The 22,831-nt window shown below is 72.0% G+C and carries 17 protein-coding genes; 9 read left to right on the forward strand and 8 right to left on the reverse strand.

What is annotated here, in order from left to right:
• Window positions 1-45 precede the first annotated feature (45 nt).
• Window positions 46-792 carry a YaaA family protein gene (locus ACWCSU_RS06290; RefSeq protein WP_449933947.1) on the reverse strand — a complete coding sequence of 249 codons (747 nt, stop codon included), beginning with the start codon at window positions 790-792 and terminating at the stop codon, window positions 46-48.
• Between the two features lie 60 nt (window positions 793-852).
• Between ACWCSU_RS06290 and ACWCSU_RS06295 the strand changes: the two genes are divergently transcribed.
• Window positions 853-1,554, forward strand: a complete 702-nt coding sequence (locus ACWCSU_RS06295; protein ID WP_449933949.1) for a GNAT family N-acetyltransferase — start codon at window positions 853-855, stop codon at window positions 1,552-1,554.
• Between the two features lie 84 nt (window positions 1,555-1,638).
• Here the strand turns inward: ACWCSU_RS06295 and ACWCSU_RS06300 are convergent, their stop codons facing one another.
• On the reverse strand, window positions 1,639-1,869 hold the full coding sequence (locus tag ACWCSU_RS06300) for a DUF7455 domain-containing protein (RefSeq protein WP_125639804.1): 231 nt from the start codon (window positions 1,867-1,869) through the stop codon (window positions 1,639-1,641).
• A 247-nt stretch (window positions 1,870-2,116) separates the two neighbouring features.
• On the opposite strand from ACWCSU_RS06300, the gene ACWCSU_RS06305 reads away from it, so the two are divergent.
• From ACWCSU_RS06305 to ACWCSU_RS06315, 3 genes are all read left to right on the forward strand, one after another.
• Complete coding sequence (locus ACWCSU_RS06305; RefSeq protein WP_449933951.1) at window positions 2,117-4,183, forward strand: DNA gyrase/topoisomerase IV subunit B; 2,067 nt, start codon at window positions 2,117-2,119, stop codon at window positions 4,181-4,183.
• Window positions 4,184-4,886: 703 nt separating this feature from the next.
• On the forward strand, window positions 4,887-6,218 hold the full coding sequence (locus tag ACWCSU_RS06310; protein WP_449933953.1) for a cytochrome ubiquinol oxidase subunit I: 1,332 nt from the start codon (window positions 4,887-4,889) through the stop codon (window positions 6,216-6,218).
• Between the two features lie 2 nt (window positions 6,219-6,220).
• Window positions 6,221-7,240 (forward strand): cytochrome d ubiquinol oxidase subunit II, encoded by a 1,020-nt coding sequence (locus ACWCSU_RS06315; protein ID WP_449933955.1) that lies wholly within the window; start codon window positions 6,221-6,223, stop codon window positions 7,238-7,240.
• Here the strand turns inward: ACWCSU_RS06315 and ACWCSU_RS06320 are convergent.
• Window positions 7,221-7,715: a beta-class carbonic anhydrase gene (locus ACWCSU_RS06320; RefSeq protein ID WP_357698551.1), complete on the reverse strand. Its 495-nt coding sequence runs from the start codon at window positions 7,713-7,715 to the stop codon at window positions 7,221-7,223. The genes ACWCSU_RS06315 and ACWCSU_RS06320 overlap by 20 nt on opposite strands.
• A 138-nt stretch (window positions 7,716-7,853) precedes the next feature.
• Between ACWCSU_RS06320 and ACWCSU_RS06325 the strand changes: the two genes are divergently transcribed.
• A complete protein-coding gene (locus ACWCSU_RS06325; RefSeq protein ID WP_352357718.1) occupies window positions 7,854-8,174 on the forward strand; it encodes a hypothetical protein in 321 nt (106 codons plus the stop codon).
• Window positions 8,175-8,179: 5 nt separating this feature from the next.
• Here the strand turns inward: ACWCSU_RS06325 and ACWCSU_RS06330 are convergent, their stop codons facing one another.
• Window positions 8,180-8,746: a thioredoxin family protein gene (locus tag ACWCSU_RS06330; protein WP_357698548.1), complete on the reverse strand. Its 567-nt coding sequence runs from the start codon at window positions 8,744-8,746 to the stop codon at window positions 8,180-8,182.
• Between the two features lie 51 nt (window positions 8,747-8,797).
• Between ACWCSU_RS06330 and ACWCSU_RS06335 the strand changes: the two genes are divergently transcribed.
• On the forward strand, window positions 8,798-9,172 hold the full coding sequence (locus ACWCSU_RS06335) for a VOC family protein (protein WP_357698546.1): 375 nt from the start codon (window positions 8,798-8,800) through the stop codon (window positions 9,170-9,172).
• 74 nt (window positions 9,173-9,246) lie between these two features.
• Here the strand turns inward: ACWCSU_RS06335 and ACWCSU_RS06340 are convergent, their stop codons facing one another.
• Both ACWCSU_RS06340 and ACWCSU_RS06345 read right to left on the reverse strand, forming a co-directional pair.
• Window positions 9,247-12,330 carry a glycoside hydrolase family 3 N-terminal domain-containing protein gene (locus ACWCSU_RS06340; RefSeq protein ID WP_449933959.1) on the reverse strand — a complete coding sequence of 1,028 codons (3,084 nt, stop codon included), beginning with the start codon at window positions 12,328-12,330 and terminating at the stop codon, window positions 9,247-9,249.
• A 101-nt stretch (window positions 12,331-12,431) separates the two neighbouring features.
• Window positions 12,432-14,924 carry a DNA gyrase/topoisomerase IV subunit A gene (locus tag ACWCSU_RS06345; RefSeq protein ID WP_449933961.1) on the reverse strand — a complete coding sequence of 831 codons (2,493 nt, stop codon included), beginning with the start codon at window positions 14,922-14,924 and terminating at the stop codon, window positions 12,432-12,434.
• Between the two features lie 131 nt (window positions 14,925-15,055).
• On the opposite strand from ACWCSU_RS06345, the gene ACWCSU_RS06350 reads away from it, so the two are divergent.
• Window positions 15,056-15,892 (forward strand): TauD/TfdA dioxygenase family protein, encoded by an 837-nt coding sequence (locus ACWCSU_RS06350; protein WP_357698538.1) that lies wholly within the window; start codon window positions 15,056-15,058, stop codon window positions 15,890-15,892.
• On the opposite strand, the gene ACWCSU_RS06355 is transcribed toward ACWCSU_RS06350, so the two are convergent.
• Window positions 15,882-16,712 carry a hypothetical protein gene (locus tag ACWCSU_RS06355; protein ID WP_357698536.1) on the reverse strand — a complete coding sequence of 277 codons (831 nt, stop codon included), beginning with the start codon at window positions 16,710-16,712 and terminating at the stop codon, window positions 15,882-15,884. The genes ACWCSU_RS06350 and ACWCSU_RS06355 overlap by 11 nt on opposite strands.
• A gap of 220 nt (window positions 16,713-16,932) precedes the next feature.
• On the opposite strand from ACWCSU_RS06355, the gene ACWCSU_RS06360 reads away from it, so the two are divergent.
• A complete protein-coding gene (locus ACWCSU_RS06360) occupies window positions 16,933-19,026 on the forward strand; it encodes a RecQ family ATP-dependent DNA helicase (RefSeq protein ID WP_449933964.1) in 2,094 nt (697 codons plus the stop codon).
• 57 nt (window positions 19,027-19,083) lie between these two features.
• Here ACWCSU_RS06360 and ACWCSU_RS06365 read toward each other — a convergent pair whose 3' ends face one another.
• Complete coding sequence (locus tag ACWCSU_RS06365) at window positions 19,084-19,977, reverse strand: carbohydrate kinase family protein (RefSeq protein WP_357698532.1); 894 nt, start codon at window positions 19,975-19,977, stop codon at window positions 19,084-19,086.
• 168 nt (window positions 19,978-20,145) lie between these two features.
• On the opposite strand from ACWCSU_RS06365, the gene ACWCSU_RS06370 reads away from it, so the two are divergent.
• Window positions 20,146-22,815: a bifunctional acetate--CoA ligase family protein/GNAT family N-acetyltransferase gene (locus ACWCSU_RS06370; RefSeq protein ID WP_357698529.1), complete on the forward strand. Its 2,670-nt coding sequence runs from the start codon at window positions 20,146-20,148 to the stop codon at window positions 22,813-22,815.
• The last annotated feature ends 16 nt before the right edge of the window (window positions 22,816-22,831 follow it).

Genomic DNA, 22,831 nt, shown 5'->3' on the forward strand with positions numbered 1-22,831 from the left:
CCGTCCGGAACCTTCCGGGCGGGGCGATCGCCGTTTCGGCGTCCGTCAGGCCGGGTCGGTGACGTGCACGTCGAGGAGCCAGGGGCGGTTCGCCCGCGCGGGCTCGGTGAGGTCGACCGTCCAGCCCAGGTTGCCGAGGGTCTTGGCCAGCTCCTCGGGGGTGCCGGGGGCCTCCTCCTGCTGGAGCAGGACGCGGGCGATCTCACCCCGGGTGGCCTTGGCCATGTGGCTGACGACCTTGCCGTCACGGAAGACGCGTACCGACACCGACCGGTCGCCGGGCTGCCACGCCCCCGCGTACGTGGACGAGCGCAGGTCCACCACCAGCCCCCGTATGCGGTCCAGCTCCTTGGCCAGGTGGGTGCGCCAGTAGGCGGCCAGACCGCCCAGCGGCGGCAGGCTGACGCCCATCGACAGGCGGTACGGGGGCACCTGGTCGGTGACGCGCAGCACGCCCCACAGGCCGGAGAAGATCAGCACGGACTCCTCCGCCCTGGCCCTGGCGGCGTCGTCCAGGGTGTTCAGGCCGAGGTTGTCGTACAGGACGCCGGTGTAGAGGTCGGCGGCGGGCAGGGTGGGGGCGGTGGGCAACGCCGTGTTCTTGGCCGCCTCGCCCGCCAGGCCGGGCGTCAGCCCGAGCACCTGCGCGGCGTCGCGGCGCTTGGAGGCCCGGATGAGCGCGGAGACGACCCGCTTGCGGGCACGGTCGAGCTTGGGGAAGGACAGCTCCCCGAGCGGCGGCCCGCTCCCCTCGGAGGCCTTTCCTTCGGACGGCGGCAGCAGAATCAGCACAACCCCACACCCTAACGGGCCGGTCAGAGGGTGTTCGCGCTGGTCGGCTAGGCTGCGCGGATGAATGTCGACCTGCTGGTGCACCAGGCGTGGCCGGCCTACGAACAGCGTTCGCATGACGGCTGGGTGCTGCGTAGCGCGGGAGGCGTGACCAAACGGGCGAACTCGGTGCTGGCCCTGCACGCCCCCGCCGACCTCGACGCCGCGATCGGCGCCGCCGAGGCGTTCTACGGCGAGCGGGGACAGAGCTGCGCCTTCTCCATCGGCCCCGGCACCTGGCCCGGCCTGGACGCCGAGCTGGCCCGCAGAGGCTACGAGCTGGTCGACCCGACGCTCATCATGGCCGGTTCGCCGCCGGCCGAGTCGCACGGCCCGGTCCGGATCGAGGACCACCCGTGGCCGGAATGGCTGGAGACCTGGTGGTCCGTCGACGGCCGGTACGGCGCCGGCCTGGAGGAGGCCACCCGCATCTGCACCGGCGTGCCCGCCTGGTACGCGGCCGTCGAGGAGGACGGCGTCCCGGTCGCGGTCGGGCGGGTCGTGCCGCAGGGCGACACGGCGGGGATCTTCTGCATGGCGACGTTGCCGAGCGCCCGGCGGCGCGGCCTCGCGCGTACGGTGCTGCGTGCTCTGACCAGGCATGCCGGGGCGAAGAGCGCGTATCTGGTCACCACCGAGCCCAACCGGGCGGCCCAGGCTTTGTACCGCGGCGAGGGATTCCAGACCGTCGGCCGGTACCACTACCGCGTGCGCAACGGCTGAACGCAGAACGGCGACCCCGGCGTGGTGCGCCGGGATCGCCGAGCTGGACGTGCAATATGAGGTTATGTGATCACAACGAACGCGTCAGCGATCGTCGTTGGGGTTCATTGAAGGGGTTTCGCTGAGGCGAGCCGACTCGTCCAGGATGTCGGCGCCCTTTTCGCGCAGCGCTGCGACGTGCTGACGCCCATGGTGGGCGCAGAACAGCAGCTCCCCACCAACAGGCAGGGTCGCGCGAATGTAGGCCTGGGCGCCGCAGCGGTCGCAGCGGTCGAGGGCCGTCAGCGGCTTAACGGGGGCGAGAGCTCCAGTCACGTATCGCCTTTCGGGTCACCCCCGCCGAAGCGAGGATCTGGCGTCAGTCACTTGAGACAACATCTAACCGGACGTGGACGTTCCCAATCTCCGCCTCGCTACGCCCAGAGCAGAATGTGTCCGAAAGTAATGGCGATCAGCCGGTTGGTAACGGCAAACGTGTCGCCATGGCAAGCTTGTACGCGTGCCTAAGGGAAGAACGGTAGGCTACGCACACGTGTTCGATGCTTAGACCAGGGGAGCAAGAGTGACGGTAGTGGAGGCGGGTTACACGGCTCGTCACCTGTCGGTGCTTGAGGGCCTCGAGGCCGTACGCAAGCGGCCGGGCATGTACATCGGGTCCACCGACAGCCGCGGGCTCATGCACTGCCTCTGGGAGATCGTGGACAACGGCGTCGACGAGGCGCTGGCCGGCCACTGCGACCGCATCGAGGTCGAGCTCTACGCCGACGGCTCCATCGAGGTGCGGGACAACGGCCGCGGCATCCCCGTTGACATCCACCCCAAGACCGGCCTGGCCGGTGTCGAGCTCGTCTACACCAAGCTGCACGCCGGCGGGAAGTTCGGCAGCGGCTCCTACGGCGCCTCCGGCGGCCTCCACGGCGTGGGCGCCTCCGTGGTCAACGCCCTGTCCTCCCGGCTCGACGTCGAGGTCGACCTCGACGGGCGGGTCCACGAGATCAGCTTCAGGCGCGGCGTGCCCGGCGTCTTCGACGGCGACGGTCCCACGGCCAAGTTCAAGAAGAAGTCCGGGCTGCGGATCGGCGGCAACCTGCCCAAGAACGTCACGGGCACCCGCGTGCGCTTCTGGGCCGACAAGCAGATCTTCCTGCCCGACGCCGAGGTCTCGCTCGACGAGATCCACGTGCGCCTGCGGCAGACCGCGTTCCTGGTGCCCGGCCTGACGCTGGCGGTCTTCGACAGCAGAGGCGAGGAGCGCACCGGCGAGGAGTTCCGCTTCGACGGCGGCATCTCCGAGTTCACCGAGTTCCTGGCGCGCGACGAGCCCGTCTGCGACGTGCTGCGCCTGCAGGGCGTGGGCCACTTCCACGAGACCGTGCCGGTTCTCGACGACCAGGGCCACATGACACCCACCGAGGTGCAGCGCGAGCTCACCGTCGACGTGGCGGTCCGGTGGGGCAAGGGCTACGAGTCGACCATCCGCTCGTTCGTCAACGTGATCGCCACGCCCAAGGGCGGCACGCACCTGACCGGTTTCGAACGCGGCCTGGTCCGTACGATCAACGAGCTGCTGCGCGAGACCCGGCTGCTGAAGAGCGGCGACGACCCGGTCAACAAGGAGGACATCTCCGAGGGGCTGACCGGCGTGGTCACCGTCCGGGTGCCCGAGCCGCAGTTCGAGGGGCAGACCAAGGAGGTCCTCGGCACCTCGGCGGCCACCCGCATCGTCTCGCACGTCGTCTCGCGCGAGCTCAAGGAGCTGTTCGCCAACCCGCCGCGCGGGTTCAAGCAGCCGCTGCGGGCCGTGCTGGAGAAGATCGTCGCCGCCGCCAAGGCCCGCATCGCGGCCCGTGAGCACCGCGACAACCAGCGGCGCAAGAGCGCCCTGGAGAACTCGGCGCTGCCGGCCAAGCTGGTCGACTGCCGCAGCGACGCCGTCGACCGCAGCGAGCTGTTCATCGTCGAGGGCGACTCCGCGCTCGGCACGGCCAAGCTGGCCCGCGACTCCGAGTTCCAGGCGCTGCTGCCGATCCGCGGCAAGATCCTCAACGTGCAGAAGGCGTCCGTGAGCGACATGCTCAAGAACGCCGAGTGCGCCGCGATCATCCAGGTGGTGGGGGCCGGGTCGGGGCGTTCGTTCGACATCGAGGCGGCCCGCTACGGCAAGGTCATCCTCATGGCCGACGCCGACGTCGACGGCGCGCACATCCGCTGCCTGCTGCTCACCCTGTTCCACCGCTACATGCGGCCGATGGTGGAGGCCGGGCGGGTGTTCGCGGCCGTGCCGCCGCTGCACCGCATCGAGCTCACCAACCCGGGGCGCGGCAAGGAGAAGTACATCTACTGCTACTCCGACGCCGAGCTGCACAAGGTCCTGCGCGACCTGGAGCGGCGGGGCAAGCGCTGGAAGGACCCGGTGCAGCGGTACAAGGGCCTGGGGGAGATGGACGCCGACCAGCTCGCCGAGACCACGATGGACCCGCGGCACCGGGTGCTGCGCCGGGTGCGCATCGAGGACGCCGAAGGGGCCGAGTCCATCTTCAGCCTGCTGATGGGGAGCGACGTGGCGCCGCGGCGGGAGTTCATCGTCAGCAGCGCGGCCGAGGTCGACCGCGACCACATCGACGCCTGATCCGGGACGGGCACCTTCTGAGGCCGGTTGCCCCGGCCTCAGGGTGTCCCCGGTGGCTCCAGAGAGGGACACCAGCCTTGAGAGGGCCGGGGCCGCAGAGGGAATCTGAGGCTCCGAACGGCCCCGGCGCGGGCCCGGTTCTCGGAGGACATACCGGTCCCACGGAATGCCTGAGCGTCAGAGGGTTCCTGGCTCCAGAGGGATCGCGGGCCTCACCGTGATGCGCCTGGTGTCAGCAGGCATCAAGCCGAGCTGGCCTTGAGGTGTGTCGTGCTCGTTGTCGCCGTGTGAGGCGGCCGGGTGGGGCTCTCGGGGGTGTGGGTATGCCGCCTCCGGTGGCGTCGAGGCCTGAGGGTGCCCCTTCGGCTGCTCAGGGGGCCTGGGGGCGACGCCTCGGCGCTACGGCCACTCGTAGAGCTACGGAGGTCCGGGCGGAGGTCGAGGCGCTCCAGGGGCGTTCTGGGGCCGTGGGGGCCCTTCCGGGGGCGAGGCTGCAGGCCCGTCGCGGGCGGCACGAATGACTGCTCTCGGTAATGGTTGGTTGCTTAGTGTTATCGCGGGTCGAGTGGGTACGGGCGGGATGCCGCCGTTTCGCGGGCAATCGGTCAGGGACGAGTTCATGTGGCTCGCCGGCCCCCGATCACGCGCTCGGGGCGTGGTCGCGGGGGAGGGGCGTTCGATGGGGCTGGCTGCGGGAGCGGCGGTGGATCTCGGAGCGGCGCGGATGCAGATGGCGTTGTCGCTCGGCTGGCACATCGTCATCGCCTGTCTCGGCGTCGGGATGCCGGCCATCACGTTGCTGGCCGAGTGGCGGGGGCATCGCACCGGGGACAACAACTACCGGCTGCTGGCGCGGCGGTGGGCCAGGGCGCTCGGGGTGCTGTTCGCGGTCGGGGCGGTGTCCGGGACGATCCTGTCGTTCGAGATGGGGCTCCTGTGGCCGGGCATGATGGGCGTGTACGGCGAGGTCATCGGCCTGCCGTTCTCGCTGGAGGGCATCGCGTTCTTCGTCGAGGCCATCTTCCTCGGCATCTACCTGTACGCCTGGGACCGGCTGCGTCCCGTCCCGCACCTGTTGTCGGGGATCCCGATCGTGCTGGCGGGGGTGGCCAGCGCGTTCTTCGTGGTGGCCGCCAACGCCTGGATGCAGCAGCCCACGGGGTACCGGGTGGAGGGCGGCCGGATCGTCGCCGTCGATCCGTGGGCGGCGATGTTCAACCGGGCCACGCCGCCGCAGACCGTGCACATGATCCTGGCGGCGTTCATGGTGGCCGGGTTCCTGATGGCCGGCGTGTACGCGGTCGCCATGCTGCGCGGCCGCCGGGACCGCTACCATCGCCTCGGCCTGCTGCTGCCGCTCACGGTCGCGGCGGCCGTCACCCCCGTGCAGATCGGCGTCGGCGACTGGGCCGCGCACTTCGTGGCCGAGTACCAGCCGGTCAAGCTGGCCGCCATGGAAGGCGTGTTCCGGACGAGCCGCGACGTGCCGCTGCACCTGGGCGGGATCGCGGTGAACGGCGAGCTGAAGTACGCCCTGGAGATCCCCTACGGCCTGTCCCTGCTGGCCCACTGGAACCCGCACGCCGAGATCGCCGGCCTGACCGAGGTCCCGCCCGCCGACTGGCCGCCGGTCAACATCGTGCACTGGGGGTTCCAGGTCATGGTGCTGCTGGGCTTCGCGCTGCTGCTGCTCGCGGCCTGTCTCGCGCTGTCCTGGAAGCGGCGGCGTGATCTGCCGCGAACGCCGTGGTTCCTGCGCGGTGTCGCGCTGTCGGGCGTGGCCGCCGTGCTGGCGCTGGAGAGCGGCTGGGTGGTCACGGAGGTCGGACGCCAGCCGTGGATCGTGTTCCGGGTGATGCGCACGTCGGAGGCGGTCAACCCCGCGCCCGGCCTGGTGTACGGGTTCGCGCTGGTCACCGCCGTGTACGTGGCCCTGACCGTCGCCACCGTGTACGTGATGCGCCGCCTGTCCCGGGACGTGCCCGTGCCGCTGGCGCCGCAGGAGCCCGACGTCACCGGCTACAAGGTCGTGTGACCATGCCGCTGCCGCAGATCATGCTGGCCGTCACGTGGGTCGGGCTGACGGCGTACGTGCTGTTCGGGGGCGCGGACTTCGGCGGCGGCGTCTGGGACCTGCTGGCCGGCGGCGCCGAGCGCGGCCGGCGGCGGCGGGACCTGGTGGAGCACTCCATCGGCCCGATCTGGGAGGCCAACCACGTGTGGCTGATCTTCGTGATCGTGCTGGCGTGGACCGGAGTGCCGTCGGTGTTCGCCTCGGTCGCCTCCACCCTCTACATCCCGCTCACGCTGGTGGCGCTGGGTGTGATCGGGCGCGGCGCGGCGTTCGCCTTCCGCAAGGTCTCCGCGCGGCTCTGGCAGCGGCGGCTGTTCGGCGCCACCTTCGCCTTCTCCTCGGTGGTGACCCCGTTCTTCCTCGGCGCCGCGGCGGGCGGCATCGCCTCCGGACGGGTGCCGCCCGGCATCGCCAAGGGCGACCTGGTCCGAAGCTGGCTCAACCCCACGTCGATGGCGGTCGGCGCGCTGGGCGTCGCCACGGCCGCGTACCTGGCCGCCGTCTACCTGACCCGCGACGCCCGGCGCGGCGGCGAGGAGGACCTGGCCGAGGAGTTCCGGCGGCGGGCGCTGGGCTGCGGGGCGGTCGTCGGCGTGCTGGCAGTGGTGAGCCTGCTCGTGCTGCGCGCCGACGCGCCCGCCCTGTTCACCGAGCTGACCTCGGGCCGAGCCCTGCCGCTGCTGGTGCTGTCGGTGCTGGCCGGGCTGGCCTCGCTGGTGCTGCTGTGGCGGCGGGCCTACCTCGCGGTACGCGTCACCGCCGCGCTGGCCGTGACGGGGCTGCTGTGGGGGTGGGGCGTGGGGCAGTACCCCGTGCTGCTCCCCGGCCTGACCCTCGACCGCGCCGCGGCCACCGACGCGGTGCTGGGCGCCAGCCTCGGGTCGCTGGCCGTCGGCGCGGTGCTGCTGGTCCCGTCGCTGTGGTGGCTGTACGCCACCTTCCAGCGTGATCGGGGCGAGGCTGTCAGTCGGCGACCGGCATGAGCCGGCCCGTGCGGACGTCGTAGATCGCGCCCGTCACCGGCATGTCGGCGGGCAGGAACGGCGTCGTGCGGATGCGGGTAAGGTCGTGCCGGAGCGCCACGCCCTGGTCGGGGACGGTGTGGAACTCCAGGCTGCGGGTGTCCACCCCGCGGGCGCTGGTCAGCTCGTGCACGTCGCCGTCCGTCACCTTGGTCATCCCGCAGTCGGTGTGCGGCATGACCAGGACCCGCTCGACGCCGAGCAGGTACACGGCCAGGACCAGCGTGCGCAGCACGTCGTCGGTGACGCGGGCGCCGGCGTTGCGCAGGATCTTGGCGTCGCCGGGCTGCAGGCCCAGCAGGCCCAGCGGGTCGATGCGGGAGTCCATGCAGGTCACCACGGCCAGCCCGCGGGCTGCGCGGCCGGTGAGCCCGGAGTCGCCGAAGTCCTTGGCGTACTTCGCGTTGGCGGCATAGAGGTCGTCGAACGCAGTCATGCCTCAGATCTTCCCTTACGTCCCAAAGATGATGCTTTCCGGGGTGGCGACTGGCGCGAGTTCCCGAAGGTCCCACCAAATACACTCACCTTGAGTGATGATGTCGTCACCATCTGTACGTCGTCGAAGAGGTCAGTCGTGAGTAGGTCCGAATCGCTCGCCGCGTATCTCCGCGCTCAGGCCCGGCGCCGCCTCGACCGCGTGGAGTCCAACGACGACGGGCGCAACGCCAGATGCGCGCTGGCCCTGCTCGACACCGCCGCGTACGCCGCCGGCCTGCCCGAGGACGACCCGATCATCCTCATGCTCGACCAGGCGGGCTGCTACGGCCCGCTCGGCTGCGAGGAGTTCGACCCGGGCGAGGCCGGGGTCCGGCTGATCCGGTCGTGGACCGGTGGTGAGCCGCACGAACTGCTGCTCGCGTTGCCCGCCGCCATCGAGGCCGCCGCCTCCGCCTGACACGGTCAGGCCGTGGGCTCGTTCCCCGGCCGCCACTTGATGCCGCAGCCGATCGAGGCGCGCTGGTCGGCCGGGACGGGGTCGCCCGCGAGCAGCGCGTCGACCGCCGCCCGGAGCGAGGAACCCGTCACGGGGACCGGGTTGCCGGGGCGCGACCCGTCGAACTCACCCCGGTAGACGAGCCGCAGCTCGCCGTCGTAGAGGAAGAAGTCGGGCGTGCAGGCCGCGCGGTAGGCCTTGGCGACGTCCTGGGTGTCGTCCAGCAGGTACGGGAACGGGAACCCCGCACGCCGGGCCTGTTCGGCCAGGTGTGTGGGATCATCGTCCGGGTAGTTCACGCTGTCGTTGCTGCAGATGCCCACCACCGACAGCCTGGAGCCGTAGCCGGCGGCCAGCGCTCCGAGGCCCGTCTCGATGTGCCGTACGTAGGGGCAGTGGTTGGACAGGAAGACCACCAGCGTGGCGGGTGAGCCCTTGAGGTCCGCGAGCGAGACGCTGCCGCCGTCGATGGCGGTGAGGTCGAAGGACGGCGCGGGCGCGCCCAGGGGAACCATGTACGAGTTGGCAGCCATGACCTTCATTCTCGTCGGCGGGGACGCCGGCGAAACAAGTCCAGGAGGTGAATGATGGACGGCATCGCGGAGTTCCGCACGACGGTCCTCGACTGCCCGGAGCCGCGGGCGCTCGCCGAGTTCTACTCTCGGTTGCTCGGCTGGCCCGTCACGTACGAGGACGAGGACTGGGTGGTCGTCGAGGACGGCGGCTCGCCCAAGCGCCTGGCCTTCCAGCGCGTCCCCGGCCACCGGCCGCCGACGTGGCCGGACGGCGAGCGGCCGCAGCAGCTCCACATCGACGTCACGGTCACCGACCTGGACAAGGCCGAGCGGCAGGTGCTGGAGATCGGCGCGACCAAGCACGAGCGGCAGCCGAGCGAGGACGACAGCTTCCGGGTCTTCCTCGACCCCGCCGGCCACCCGTTCTGCCTCTGCAAGGACTGAGCGGGCGCCTGTCCCGTCCCGGAGCAAGGCGTGAGCACGCGCCCGCCCCGCACGGAAGCGGGGCGGGCGCGCGGTCAGCGGGCCGCCTGGGCCAGCAGGTCCACGGCCTTGCGCGGGCGGCCGGAGGCCAGTTCGTGGTCGGCCGCCGCCTGAAGGTCGAAGCGCCTGCCCGTGGCCTGGGCGACGTCCCTGGCCACCGAGACCACGGCGTCGTCCACGGCCGCCGAGTCGGTGCGGGAGCGTTCGAGCAGCGAGGCCGACGTCCCCACGGCGGCCAGCACGGCGCGCGCGTCGCGGACCGAGCCGTCGGCGTGCCACGCCCGCTCGCCCAGCGCGAGGGTCAGCGCCGCCGCCGCGGCCCTGGACGGTCCGTCGCCGCCGGCGAGCGTGTCACGGGCGGCCCTGAGCCGGTCCCGCGCCCGATCGGTCCGCAGGCCCCATCCGTACGGCCACAGCGGGTCGTAGGCGGCGTCGCCCACGTTGACGGGCACCTGCGCGGCCGTCCGGAACCAGGTGAACGGCAGCCGCCCGGTGTACGGCACGGCCCCGAACAGCGGGTCGGCCACCCCTGAGCCCTCGGTGCCCGGCAGCCAGGCCGCCACCACCGCCTCGACGCCCGTCAGGTCGCCCAGCGCCAGCGGACGCCCCGACACGACCAGCACGACGCATCTCATCGCCGCGCACACCCGGTCCACCGCGGCCTGGTCGGCCGCCGACAGCTCCAGCGTGCGCCCGGCGCGGCCCACGTCGCCCACACCTTCCGCGTACGGCTTCTCGCCCACCACCACGACCCCCACGTCGTGCCCGGCGAGCGGCGCGGAGGCGTCGGCCGAGTAGGTGACCGACGCGGCGCGGGCCCGGACGGCCCGCAGGATCGTCGTGCCCGGGGTGATCGGGCCGGAGGAGCCCTGCCAGGTGATCGTCCAGCCGCCCGCCTGGGCGCCGAGGTCGTCGGCGTTCGAGCCGGCCACGTACAGCCTGGCGGTGGGGCTCAGCGGCAGCAGGGCGCCGTCGTTCTTCAGCAGCACCTGCGACCTGGCCGCCGCCGTACGGGCCACCGCCCGGTGCGCCGCCGAGCCGACGTCGCCGATGCCGGACCGGTCGGCGTACGGGCGCTCGAACAGGCCCAGCCGGAACTTCTGCGTCAGGATCCTGGAGACCGCGTCGTCGATCCGCGACAACGGCACCCGCCCGGCCTCCGCCTCGGCCTTCAACGCGGCGAAGAACGCCGGGTACGCGTACGGCACCATGATCATGTCCAGGCCGGCGTTGACCGAGGTGCGCAGGTCGCTCGCGTAGTCGCCGGGGAGCTGGTCGATGGCCTGCCAGTCGCTGACCACGAACCCCTTGAAGCCGAGCCGGCCCTTGAGCACGTCGATGATCAGCTCCTTGTGCGCGTGCATCTTCAGCGGGCCGTCGCCGAAGTCCACGCTGGAGAAGGACGGCATGACGCTGCCGACGCCGCGCCTGACCGCCTCGGCGAACGGCGCCAGGTGGAGCGCCTCCAGCTCCGTCCTGGTGGTCCTGGTGACGCCCTGGTCGATCGTGTAATCGCCGGTGGTCGAGGAGCCGTACGCGGTGCCGCCGTCGCCGGCGTAGTGCTTGGCGGTGGCCAGCACGCCGTTGTCCTGGAGGCCGTCCACGATCGTGGCCAGCCTGGAGACCAGGGCCGGGTCCTCGCTGAAGGACTCGTACGCGCGGCCCCACCGGTCGTCGCGCGAGACGCACAGGCACGGCGCGAAGTCCCACGGGACGCCGGTGGCCCTGACCTCGCGGGCGGTGATCTTCCCCTCCTGCCTGACCAGCTCGGGGTCGCGGGTGGCGCCCATGCCCACGTTGTGCGGGAAGATCGTCGCGCCGACGACGTTGTTGTGGCCGTGCACGGCGTCCACGCCGTAGATCAGCGGGATCTGCAGGCGGGTCTGCAACGCTCGGGCCTGGAAGGCGTCGATCATGTCGGCCCAGGCCGCCGGGGTGTTGACGGCCGGGGTCGAGCCGCCGCCCGACAGCAGCGAGCCGAGCACGTACGTGGCGATGTCGCTCTGCTTGGCCAGCGCGCCGCGTTCGGCCTGCGTCATCTGGCCGACCTTCTCTTCCAGGGTCATCCGGGCCAGCAGGTCGGCCACGCGTTGCCGGACCGGGCGGCGCGTGTCCAGGTAGGGCAGGCCGTGCGCGTTGATCACGATGACCGGCTGCTCGGCCGGGGGCCTGGCGCCGGAGCCCGAGAGGGTGAGGGGGATGGTCTCGGCGACCTCGTTCTCGCCGTCGGCGAGCGTCTTGACGGTGAACGTCCTGGACGAGCCGGAGGCCGTGCCCGCCGGGAAGGTCAGCGTGCCGCGCGCCGGGGTGTAGTCCGCGCCCGGGGTGGCCGTGCCGGTGCCGGTGGCGTAGTCGACGGTCAGGGCGGCGGGCAGGGGGGCGCCGTCGGCCGTGGTGAGCGTGACGCCCACCTGGGCGACGCCCTTCTCGTCCACCGTGTAGACGGGCCTGGTGGTGGACAGGCGGGCCGGGCGGGGCGGGGCGGTGCCGTAGACCTGGACGTCGTCCCAGATCAGGGTGCCCGAGGCGGCCGGCAGGCGCATCGAGTAGCCCCACATGGCGACCAGGTCGAGCTCGCCGTCCGTGGGCGCGCCGCCCGGCTGGTAGTCGGCGCGGCGGACGAAGTCGGCGAAGGGCGTCCTGATCTGCCGCCAGCCGGTGGTGTCGTCGGTGAAGGAGGACTCGAACAGCTCGGACGCGCCCGCGCCGGCGCCGCCGTCCTTGATCTCGAAGAAGACCTTCTGGCCGGAGCCGGTGCCGTTCACCCAGAACGAGAAGCCCTCGTACGGGGACCAGTCCTGGGTGGCGGACAGGTCGTGGGACCAGCCGCCCCACTGGCTCACGTCGTAGACCGCCTTGAGCGCCCGGTTCGCCGCGGTGGCGTCCGGGCGGTCCTGGGCGGGCTGCACGGTGAGCGTGGGGGTGGAGGGGGCGTCGTTGCCCCAGGCGGACACGCCTTGGGGGACGCCGTCGGACTCGAAGTCGGTGACCGTACGCGGTTCGGCCGCCGCCTGGGCGGCGGGCGGGACGACGGCCAGCGAGGCGACCAGGGCGAGGGCCGTCCATAACGATGGTCTGGCTCGGAACACGTTACCTCCCAGCAGAGAGAGCGCTCTCACGAAGGGATCGTGCCGCGAGCCGGTTTCATAACAGCCTGACGGGAAACCGCTCTCGCCCGCGTCCGGCGGAGGGGGCCGGGCCCGCCTCCGCCGGACGGCGGTCACTCCTCGTCGGCCGCCTGAGGTGTCGGCGCGTCCGTCTCGGGGCCCGCTGCCAGGGCGCCGCCGACGGCGCCGATGGTGTGCGTCAGGCGCACGCCCGAGCCGTCGCGGCGGCCCACCTCCTCCGGCAGCGGCACCGGCTTGCCCACCGCCGACACCGCCTTGGCGGGCGCGGGGCCGGCCCAGGCGAGCAGCAGCTCGTCCTCGCCCTTCAGGAAGCGCTGGGCCCGCACGCCGCCCGTGGCCCGCCCCTTCGGCGGGAACTCGGCGTAGTCGGAGACCTTGCCGCCGCCGACCTGCGTGCCCGGCAGCGCCGTCGAGGACCCGGCCACGGTGACCACCTGCGACGGACGCGAGGGGTCGACCACGCCGAACCAGACCACCCGGGCGCCGTCGTCGAGCCGGATGCCGGCCATGCCGCCCGCCGGACGCCCCTGGGGACGCACCAGCGAGGCCGGGTAGCGCAGGAGCTGGGCGTCGGAGGAGATGAAGACCAGGTCGTGGTCCTCGGAGTCGAGCTCGGCGGCGCCCACCACGGTGTCGCCGTCCTTGAGGGCGATCACCTCGAAGTCGTCGCGGTTGGCCGGGTAGTCGGGCACCACCCGCTTGACCACGCCCTGGGCCGTGCCCAGCGCGAGCCCGGGGCTGTCGGGATCGAGCGAGCCGAGGCCCACGACCTTCTCGTCCGGCTGCAGCGAGACGAACTCGGAGACCGGATGGCCGCCCGACAGCGTCGGCGGGTTGGCCGAGGGCGGCAACGTCGGCAGATCGACCACCTGGACCCGGATCAGCCGCCCGAGCGAGGTCACCACGCCCACCTCACCGCGTACGGACGTGCGCGCCACCGACACCAGCACGTCGTGCGCGGACCGATCGCCGTCACCCGCCAGCGGAGCGGCGTCGGACGTGCGGGCCAGCAGCCCGGTCGAGGACAGCAGCGCCCAGCACGGGTCGTCGGCCACCTGCAGCGACACCACCGGCGTGCGGGCCACGCCCGGCGCCTCCAGCAGCACGGTACGGCGCGGCGTGGCGTACTTCTTGGCCACCTCGGCCAGCTCGCCCGAGACCACCTGCCGCAGCTTCGTCTCCGAGGACAGGATCTCGGTGAGCGCCGCGATCTCCTGGCTCAGCGTCTCCTTCTCGCTGTCGAGCTCCAGCTTGTCGAACCTGGTCAGCCGGCGCAGCGGCGTGTCGAGGATGTAGGCGGCCTGGATCTCGGTCAGGTCGAAGACCTCCATCAACCGGGCGCGGGCCTGCGCCGAGTCGTCGGAGGAACGGATGACCTGGATGACCTCGTCGATGTTGAGCAGCGCGATGATCAGGCCGTCGACCAGGTGCAGGCGCTCCTCGCGCTTGCGCCGGCGGTACTCGGACCTGCGCCGCACGACCTCCAGCCGGTGGTCGACGTAGACCTGCAGCAGCTCGCGCAGGCCGAGCGTGCGCGGCTCGCCGTCGACCAGGGCGACGTTGTTGATGCCGAAGGTCTCCTCCATCGGCGTGAGCCGGTAGAGCTCCTCCAGGACGGCCTCGGGGATGAAGCCGTTCTTGATCTCGATGACCAGGCGCAGGCCCTTGTGCCGGTCGGTAAGGTCCTTCAGATCGGCGATGCCCTGGAGCTTCTTGTTGGTCACCAGCTCCTTGATCTTGGTGACCACGCGCTCGGGGCCGACGTTGTAGGGCAGTTCGGTGACGATGATGCCCTTGCGCCGCGGCGTGATCTGCTCGACCGCGCACCTGGCCCGCATGCGGAACGTGCCGCGGCCGGTCTCGTAGGCGTCGCGCACGCCCTGCAGCCCGATGATCGAGCCGCCGGTCGGCAGGTCGGGGCCGGGCACGAACTTCATCAGCTCGTCGAGCGTGGCGTCGGGCTTCTTGATCAGGTGACGGGCGGCGGCCACGACCTCGGCGAGGTTGTGCGGCGCCATGTTGGTCGCCATGCCGACCGCGATGCCGGTGGTGCCGTTGACCAGCAGATTGGGGAACGCCGACGGCATGACCGTGGGCTCGGTCTCCTGGCCGTCGTAGTTGGGCTTGAAGTTGACGGTGTCCTCGTCGAGCGACTCCACCATGAGCATCGCCGCCGGGGCCAGCCTGGCCTCGGTGTACCGCATGGCGGCCGGCATGTCGTCGGGGGAGCCGAAGTTGCCGTGGCCGTCGACCAGCGGCAGGCGCATGGAGAACGGTTGCGCCAGGCGCACGAGGGCGTCGTAGATGGCGCTGTCGCCATGGGGGTGGAGCTTGCCCATGACGTCGCCGACGACGCGAGAGGACTTGACGTGGCCGCGGTCGGGACGCAGGCCCATCTCGCTCATGGAGTAGAGGATGCGCCGCTGCACCGGTTTGAGGCCGTCGCGAGCGTCGGGCAGAGCCCGCTGGTAGATCACCGAGTACGCGTACTCGAGATAGCTCTTGCGCATCTCGGAGGAGACGTCGATGTCGACGATCCGCTCCTCGAAGTCCTCAGGCGGGGGTGCAGTCGTACGTCGGGCCATGTCGAACATTGTGCCGAAGAGACTCGGGTGCCCGCGACTCGTCGGCGCGTCTCCTGGCCTTGACCAAGCAATTGCTTGGGTCTTACCGTCGGAGACGAGGACCCCGTCCCCCCGCCTCCGGAGGCTTCGCCATGATCGAGTTCCATCCCGTGACCAAGCACATCGGCGCCGAGGTCACCGGGGTCGATCTGCGCAAACCCCTCTCCCCGGAAGACGTCGCGACCCTGCGCGAGGGGTGGCTGAGGCATCTGGTGCTGTTCTTCCGCGACCAGCACATCGACGACGAGCAGCACCTTCAGTTCGCCCTCAACTTCGGCACACTCAACCATCCGGCGTTCAAGAAGGACTCCGGCAGCCCGATCCACGTCCTCGACCAGACCTCCCCGAAGGGCGAGGGCGGCGACGAATGGCACAGCGACAACACCTTCGAGCCCACGCCGCCGATGGGCTCGCTGCTGCGCTGCATGCAGCTGCCGAGCGTGGGCGGCGACACCTGCTGGGCCAACACCTACCTGGCCTACGAGACGCTGTCGCCGTCGATCCAGCGGCTGTGCGACGAGCTGACGGCCGTGCACGACATCACGATGTCGATGAAGAAGGCGATCTCCAAGGGGCACCCGTTCGACCTGGCCGAGATCCAGGCCAAATGGCCGCCGATCGAGCGCCCGGTCGTCCGCGTGCACGCCGAGACCGGCCGCAAGGCCCTGTTCGTCAACCGCGCCTCCACCACCCGCCTGGTGGGGCTGAGCGACCGCGAGAACGAGGCCCTGCTGCCGATGCTCATCGACCACATCCGCTCGCCCGAGTACCAGTGCAGGCTGAACTGGCGCCCCGGCACGCTCGCCTTCTGGGACAACCGCCCCACCCAGCACTACGCGGTCGCCGACTACACCGAACGCCGCCGCATGCACCGCGTCACGATCAACGCGTTCCCCGAGCACGCGGACGGGCAGGGCCTCACGGCTTGAGGCCCGCCCAGCTCGACAGGGCGAGGAACAGGAGCAGCAGGGCCTCCACGCCGTAGACGATGTTGCGTCCCGTCGGGCCGATGAGCACGTACGCCACGGCGGCCAGCGTGCACCCCACCACCAGGATCACGTCGACGACCCCCAGGACGATGGCCAGCGCCAGGCGTACCAGGAACCACAGGAAGCCCAGGCCGAACCAGCTCGACATCGTGGAGTCGTCGTAGGCCCACCTGGACAGCGCCATGGGGGAGTAGAAGGAGGCGTCCCAAAACTCCTGCCAGCGGTCACCGATGCCCGCGGAGCGCTCTTTGACGGCGGTCTCGGCGTTCCTGAACTCGATGGTCCGCACGGTGCCGTTCGTGACGTCAACGATCACCTGGCGGCGGACGACCTGGATCACGGCCGTCCCGTTGACCACGGCCGTGAACTCGCCGGAGCCGCTGTTCACCTTGTAGATGTGGTCGAAGCCCGCGACGTCCGGGTTGTCCGGGCTCTTGCGGGCGTCGCGGACGACGACGTAGAAGGCGTCGTCGTCCGCCTCGGGCAGGTTGTACGCGGCGCCGATCGAGAAGACGCCGACCGGCGTGACCAGCGAGGTCTCCCCCGAGACCTGGACCATCCCGTCGGACCCCCACTCCAGCTTCACCGGGAGGAAGGCGGGGTGGTAGGAGGCCTTCACGCCGGTTCCGGCGCAGCCCGCCGTGGTGAGGATCATGACTGCCAGGACCACCCTGGCCACCATCTCGAAGTGGTCTTCCATGCTTCTGCGGCGGCGCGTCGTCGCCGCCGGTGCCGCCGAGGTGCAGGCAAGCCCCGTCATCAGCCCTCCTGGGGGCGAAAGCCGCTTGACGACTGCTCAACGTTCCTCCCCCGCCCAACGTTCCTCCCACCCCCGGCTCCCGCCCCCGAGCTCCCGGCCCCGGAGGCCCTTCCGAAGGGACAGGACCGTGACGGCCCTCCGCATCCTTCCCCCTCCCTTCCGGAGGGACAGGGGCCGTGATGGGCCTGTTCCGTCGGTGGGAGCTGGTAATAAGGGGGGCATGATTGAAGCCCCCGACGCGGCGATGCTGCGCGAAGAGGCCGAGGAGCGCCTACGGGCCCTGGCCGGCGACCATGCCCGGCTGCGAGACGACCAGTGGTCCGCCATCGAGGCGCTCGTGCTCGACCGGCGCAGGGTCCTCGTCGTGCAGCGCACCGGCTGGGGCAAGTCCGCCGTCTACTTCGTGGCCACCGCCCTGCTGCGCGAGCTCGGCGAGGGCCCCACGGTCATCGTCTCGCCGCTGCTCGCCCTCATGCGCAACCAGATCGCCGCCGCCGAGCGCGCCGGCATCAGGGCCGTCACGATCAACTCCGCCAACCCCGAGGCGTGGGAGGAGATCTACGGCCAGGTCGCCGAGGGCATGGTCGACGTGCTGCTGGTCAGCCCCGAGCGGCTCAACAACCCCGACTTCCGCGACAACGTGCTGCCCGAGCTGGCCGAGAGCGCCGGCCTGGTCGTCGTCGACGAGGCCCACTGCATCTCCGACTGGGGCCACGACTTCCGGCCCGACTACCGCAGGCTCGCCACGCTGTTCGACGAGCTGCCTCCCGGCATCCCCGTGCTGGCCACCACCGCCACGGCCAACGCCCGCGTCACCCGCGACGTCGCCGAGCAGATGGGCGAGGGCACGTTCGTGCTGCGTGGCGCGCTGGAGCGCGAGAGCCTGCACCTGAGCGTCGTCAAGCTGCCCTCGGCCGAGCAGCGCCTGGCCTGGCTGGCCCAGACCCTGCGCGAGCTGCCGGGCTCGGGCATCGTCTACACGCTCACCGTCGCCGCCGCCCACGAGATCGCCGGCTACCTGCGCGAGCAGGGCCACGAGGTGGCCGCCTACTCCGGGCAGACCGACCCGGCCGAGCGGCTGGCCGCCGAGGAGGCGCTGCTCAACAACAAGATCAAGGCGCTGGTCGCCACCAGCGCGCTCGGCATGGGGTTCGACAAGCCCGATCTGGGGTTCGTCGTGCACGTCGGCGCGCCGCAGTCGCCCGTCGCCTACTACCAGCAGGTCGGCCGTGCCGGGCGCGGCGTCGAGCGCGCCGAGGTCATCCTGCTGCCCGGCGCCGAAGACCGCGAGATCTGGGCCTACTTCACCTCCCTGGCCTTCCCGCCCGAGCCCGTCGTGCGCGCCACCCTCCAGGCGCTCGAACAGGGCGGCGTGATGTCCACCCCGGCCCTGGAGACCGCGGTCGACCTGAGCCGCAGCCGCCTGGAGATGATGCTCAAGGTCCTCGACGTCGACGTCGACGGCGCCGTACGCCGGGTCAAGGGCGGCTGGGAGTCGACCGGCGAGCCCTGGGAGTACGACACCGAGCGCTACGCCCGCATCGCCGCCGAGCGCAAGGCCGAGCAGGACGCCATGCTGCGCTACCTGACCACTGAGGAGTGCCGCGAGCAGTACCTGCGCCGCCACCTCGACGACGACACCGCCACGCCCTGCGGCCGCTGCGACAACTGCACCGGCCGCCACCGTTCACCGGAGATCGCCGCCCAGGCCGTCGAGACCGCCCGCGAACGCCTGAGCAGGCCCGGTGTCGAGATCGAGGCGCGCAGGCAGTGGCCGACCGGCCTCGCCGACCTGTCCGGCAGGATCAAGCCCGAGCTCGGCGCAGAGCCGGGCCGCGCGCTCGGCCGGCTGACCGACATCGGCTGGGGCAACCGGCTGCGCGAGCTGCTCGCCGGAGCCGACGGGCCGATGGCCGACGACATGTTCAAGGCCGTGATCCAGGTGTTGTCGGCGTGGGGCTGGCAGGAGCGGCCGGTGGCCGTGGTCAACGTGCCGTCCGCGACGCGTCCGCAGCTCGTGCGCGGCTTCGCCGAGCGGCTGGCGCAGGTGGGCCGGCTGACCTACCTGGGCGAGCTGGGCTACCGGGCGGGGTCGCCGGGCCGGCAGTTCAACAGCGCCAAGCGCGTCCAGGCGATCAGAGGCACCCTGGCGATGCCCAAGGAGCTCGGAGCCGCGATCGCCGACTGCGGCGGCCCGGTGCTGCTGGTGGACGACCGCGTGGACACCGGCTGGACGATGACCCTGGCGGCGGCCCTGATCCGCCACGCGGGCGCACCGGCCGTGCTCCCGCTCGCGCTGGCCACCACCTCGTAGCGGCGCCAGGGAGAACCCCGGCTGGGACGGCGACGCCCCGGCCGGGGAGGGGACGGGTCAGAACGGGGGACGTGCGCCCAGGTGCATGATCGCCTTGGCCGCGAGCCGGCAACCGGCGGCCAGCGACTCGGCCGGCGGCTTGCCGGCCAGCCACGGCGGCAGGAACCCGGCCGAGAACGCGTCGCCCGCGCCCGTGCCGTCAACGATCTTGTCGACCGGCTCGGCGGCCACCCGGACCGGGTCGGGACGGCCGTTGCTGAACCACAGCGCACCCTCGGCGTTCATCTTGATGATGACCTGCGGGAACCACGCGGTGAGCACCTTGGCGGCGGCCTCGGCCTCGTCGCGGCCGGTCAGCACCTTGGCCTGGTCGATGTTGGCGAACAGCAGCTTCGCGCCGTTGGTCCATTCGAGGAAGGGCTCGGCGCCCGTACGCTCCAGCGGAGCCGACGAGGCGCAGTCGACCGAGATCGACATGCCGGAGCGCCGCGCCATGTCGAGCGCCGCGAGACCGGCGTCGCGCGAGCCCTCGTTGATCAGCGTGTAGCCCGACAGGTGCAGGTGGGCGCCCGAGGTGAACAGGTCGCGCGGCAGGTCCTCCGGCGACAGGGCGGCGTTGGCGCCCGGGTCGGAGAGCATCGTGCGCTCGCCCTTGTGCGTGACGAGCACCACGCAGGTGCCGGTGGGCCGCTCGGGGTCCATGACGAGCCGGGCGTCGACGCCGTAGCCCATCAGTTCCATGTCGCGGTTGCGGCCGGTGATGTCGGCGCCCCTGCGGCCGATGAAGGCCACCTCCGCGCCCTCGACGGCGAGCCACGAGGCGATGTTGGCGCCGGAGCCGCCGCCGTGCATCGTCACGATCGCGGGCGTGTCGCTCGCGCGGGCGAGCGCGTAACGGGCGCGCGCGACCGCGTCGGTCATGAGATCGCCCACCACGACGACCCGCGTCATGATGCCACCACCTTGCTGCCTTCAGAACGACCCTGGCCACGGCAAAACTAACAGCTTCCGGGCTGTTCGTGGGGCTGACCCCGGACACCGGGCAGCAGTCGATGCACAAGCGTTGCCCAATGAGGCCCACCGGTCTTGGCATGTGGGATGCGGGTTTACGCTCGTGGCGTGGAGGCACAGTATCCGGCTCACTGGGAGGCCGACGTCGTTCTGGCCGACGGGGGCACCGCGCACGTACGCCCGATCAGGCCCGCCGACGCCGACCGTCTCCGTGCTTTCTACTCCCGTCTGTCCGCCGAGTCGATCTATTTCCGGTTCTTCGGCCCCCGCCCCCGGTTGTCCGACCGCGACGTCGAACGTTTCACGAACGTCGACTACGACAACCGTGTGGCCCTCATCGCCACCATCGGCGCCGAGATGGTCGCGGTGATCCGCTACGACCGCACCGAGCCGGGCGAGGCCGAGGTCGCCTTCCTGGTCGAGGACGCCCACCAGGGCAGGGGAGTGGCCTCCGTCCTGCTGGAGCACCTGGCGGCCACGGCCCGCGAGCGCGGCATCGAGCGGTTCGTCGCCGACGTGCTGCCCGCCAACATGAAGATGATGGGTGTCCTGCGGCAGGCCGGCTACACCGCGGAGAGCCGGTTCGCCGACGGCGTCGTCCGCATGACCCTCGACCTGACCCCGACCGAGACCTCGGCGGAGGTGACGGCCTCGCGCGAGCACCGGGCCGAGTCCCGGTCGATCGCGCGCCTGCTGGCGCCCGGGTCGGTCGCGGTCATCGGCGCCTCGCGCGAGCCCGGGGGCGTCGGCCAGACCGTCCTGCGCAACCTGCTGGCCGCCGACTTCACCGGCCCCGTCTACCCCGTCCACCGCCAGGTGCGGGCCGTCGCGGGCGTGCGGGCCTACCCGAGCGTGACGGCGATCGACGGCGAGGTCGACCTGGCGGTCGTGGCCGTGCCCGCGGAGGGCGTGCTCGACGTGGTCAAGGAGTGCGCCGAGAAGGGCGTCCACGGGCTGGTCGTGGTCTCCTCCGGCTTCGGCGAGACCGGCGCGTCCGGCCGCGCCAGGCAGGACGAGCTGGCCCGCATCGCCCGCTCCTACGGCCTGCGCGTGGTCGGCCCCAACTGCCTCGGCATCGCCAACACCGCCCCGGCCGTCAAGCTCAACGCCACGCTGGCCGCCACCGTGCCGGGCCGCGGCCGGGTGGGCTTCTTCAGCCAGTCGGGCGCGCTCGGCACCGCGCTGCTCCAACGGGTGGCCCAGCGCGGCATGGGCATCTCGTCGTTCGTCTCGGCCGGCAACCGCGCCGACGTCTCCGGCAACGACCTCCTCCAGTACTGGGAGGAGGACGACGCGACCGAGGTCATCCTGCTCTACCTGGAGTCGCTGGGAAACCCGCGCAAGTTCACCCGCCTGGCCAGGCGCATCGCGCGCAGCAAGCCGATCGTGGTGGTCAAGAGCGGCGGCACCCCGGCCGGCCACTCGGCCGAGGAGCTGGGGCTGCCCGACTCCGCGATCAGCTCCCTGTTCGCCCAGGCGGGCCTGATCAGGGTCGACGACCTCATCCAGCTCTTCGACGTGGGCCAGCTCCTGGCCTACCAGCCGCTGCCCGCCGGGCCCAGGGTCGCGCTGGTGACCAACTCCGACGCCCTCGGCCTGCTGGCCGCCGACGCCTGCCTGGCGGCCGGCCTCGAACCGCGCCCACCGGTCAACCTGGGCGCCGCGGCCGGGCCGGCCGAGTTCGGCGCGGCGCTCGCCGGCGAGCTGGCCGCCGAGGAGGTCGACGCCGCCGTCGTGATCTACATGCCGCCGATCCCCGGCGAGTCGGACGAGGTGGCGGCCGAGCTGCTGCGCGTCTCGCAGGGGTCGGCCAAGCCGGTGCTGGCCACGTTCCGCGGGCATCTCGGCATGCATCCGTCGTTGCGGGTGCCCGGCGACTCCGGCGGCGTGCCCGCGCGGGGCTCCATCCCGTCGTACGCGGCGCCGGAGGAGGCCGTCAGGGCCCTGGCCCACGTGGTGCGGTACGCCACCTGGCGGGCGCATCCGGCCGTGCCGCCGCCCGAGCTCGACGGTCTCGACACCGCCCGCGCCCGCGCGCTGGTCCTGGCCGCGCTGTCCGGCGCACCGGCCCCGGCGGGGGAGGAGCCGGGCGGGTTCGCCGAGCCCGGTCCGCCGGTCGAGATCGACGCCGCCGAGCTGCTGTCGTGCTACGGGCTGACCGTCTGGCCCGCGGAGGTCGTCCGCTCGCCGGAGGAGGCCGTGGCCGCCGCCGAACGGCTCGGCTGGCCGGTGGTGCTCAAGGTGGCCGACCCGGGGGCCTCGCGCCGCGCCGGGACCGTACGCCTGGGGCTGACCGGGCCCGAGATGGTGCGCAACGCCTACGCCGAGTTCGCCGACCAGCTCGGCGAGCGGGTCGAGCTGGCCGTCCAGCGCATGGCGCCGCAGCCGGCCGTGCCCACGGTCGTGGGGGTCGTCGAGGATCGCGCGTTCGGGCCGGTGGTGTCGTTCGGGCTCGGCGAGGTGACCGCCCGACTGCTGCTCGACCAGGGCTTCCGGCTCGCCCCGCTGACCGGCGAGGACGCCGCGGCCCTGGTGCGTTCCGTCCGCGCGGCCCCGCTGCTCTTCGGCCAGTACGGTTACCCGCCCGTCGCCGTCCCCGCCCTGGAGGAGCTGCTCGTACGTGTGGGCCGCCTGGCCAACGACCTGCCGGAGGTGGCCCGGCTCGACCTCGACCAGGTGTTGGTGGGGGAGTCGGAGGTGCTGGTCCTGGGCGCCCGCGCCACCCTGCGCACCCCGGCCGGACCACGCCTGGACGGCGGCCCGCGACGGCTCTCCTGACCACGCCCACCATGTC

This window comes from Nonomuraea sp. NPDC001699 (assembly GCF_053596455.1).

Excerpts from the sequence above, each read along its gene's own strand:
- ACWCSU_RS06295 (WP_449933949.1), top strand. The coding sequence starts at position 853 with ATGAATGTCGACCTGCTGGTGCACCAGGCGTGGCCGGCCTACGAACAG.
- ACWCSU_RS06315 (WP_449933955.1), top strand. The coding sequence starts at position 6,221 with ATGCCGCTGCCGCAGATCATGCTGGCCGTCACGTGGGTCGGGCTGACG.
- ACWCSU_RS06320 (WP_357698551.1), bottom strand. The coding sequence starts at position 7,715 with ATGACTGCGTTCGACGACCTCTATGCCGCCAACGCGAAGTACGCCAAG.
- ACWCSU_RS06330 (WP_357698548.1), bottom strand. The coding sequence starts at position 8,746 with ATGGCTGCCAACTCGTACATGGTTCCCCTGGGCGCGCCCGCGCCGTCC.
- ACWCSU_RS06335 (WP_357698546.1), top strand. The coding sequence starts at position 8,798 with ATGATGGACGGCATCGCGGAGTTCCGCACGACGGTCCTCGACTGCCCG.
- ACWCSU_RS06345 (WP_449933961.1), bottom strand. The coding sequence starts at position 14,924 with ATGGCCCGACGTACGACTGCACCCCCGCCTGAGGACTTCGAGGAGCGG.
- ACWCSU_RS06350 (WP_357698538.1), top strand. The coding sequence starts at position 15,056 with ATGATCGAGTTCCATCCCGTGACCAAGCACATCGGCGCCGAGGTCACC.
- ACWCSU_RS06355 (WP_357698536.1), bottom strand. The coding sequence starts at position 16,712 with ATGACGGGGCTTGCCTGCACCTCGGCGGCACCGGCGGCGACGACGCGC.
- ACWCSU_RS06360 (WP_449933964.1), top strand. The coding sequence starts at position 16,933 with ATGATTGAAGCCCCCGACGCGGCGATGCTGCGCGAAGAGGCCGAGGAG.
- ACWCSU_RS06365 (WP_357698532.1), bottom strand. The coding sequence starts at position 19,977 with ATGACGCGGGTCGTCGTGGTGGGCGATCTCATGACCGACGCGGTCGCG.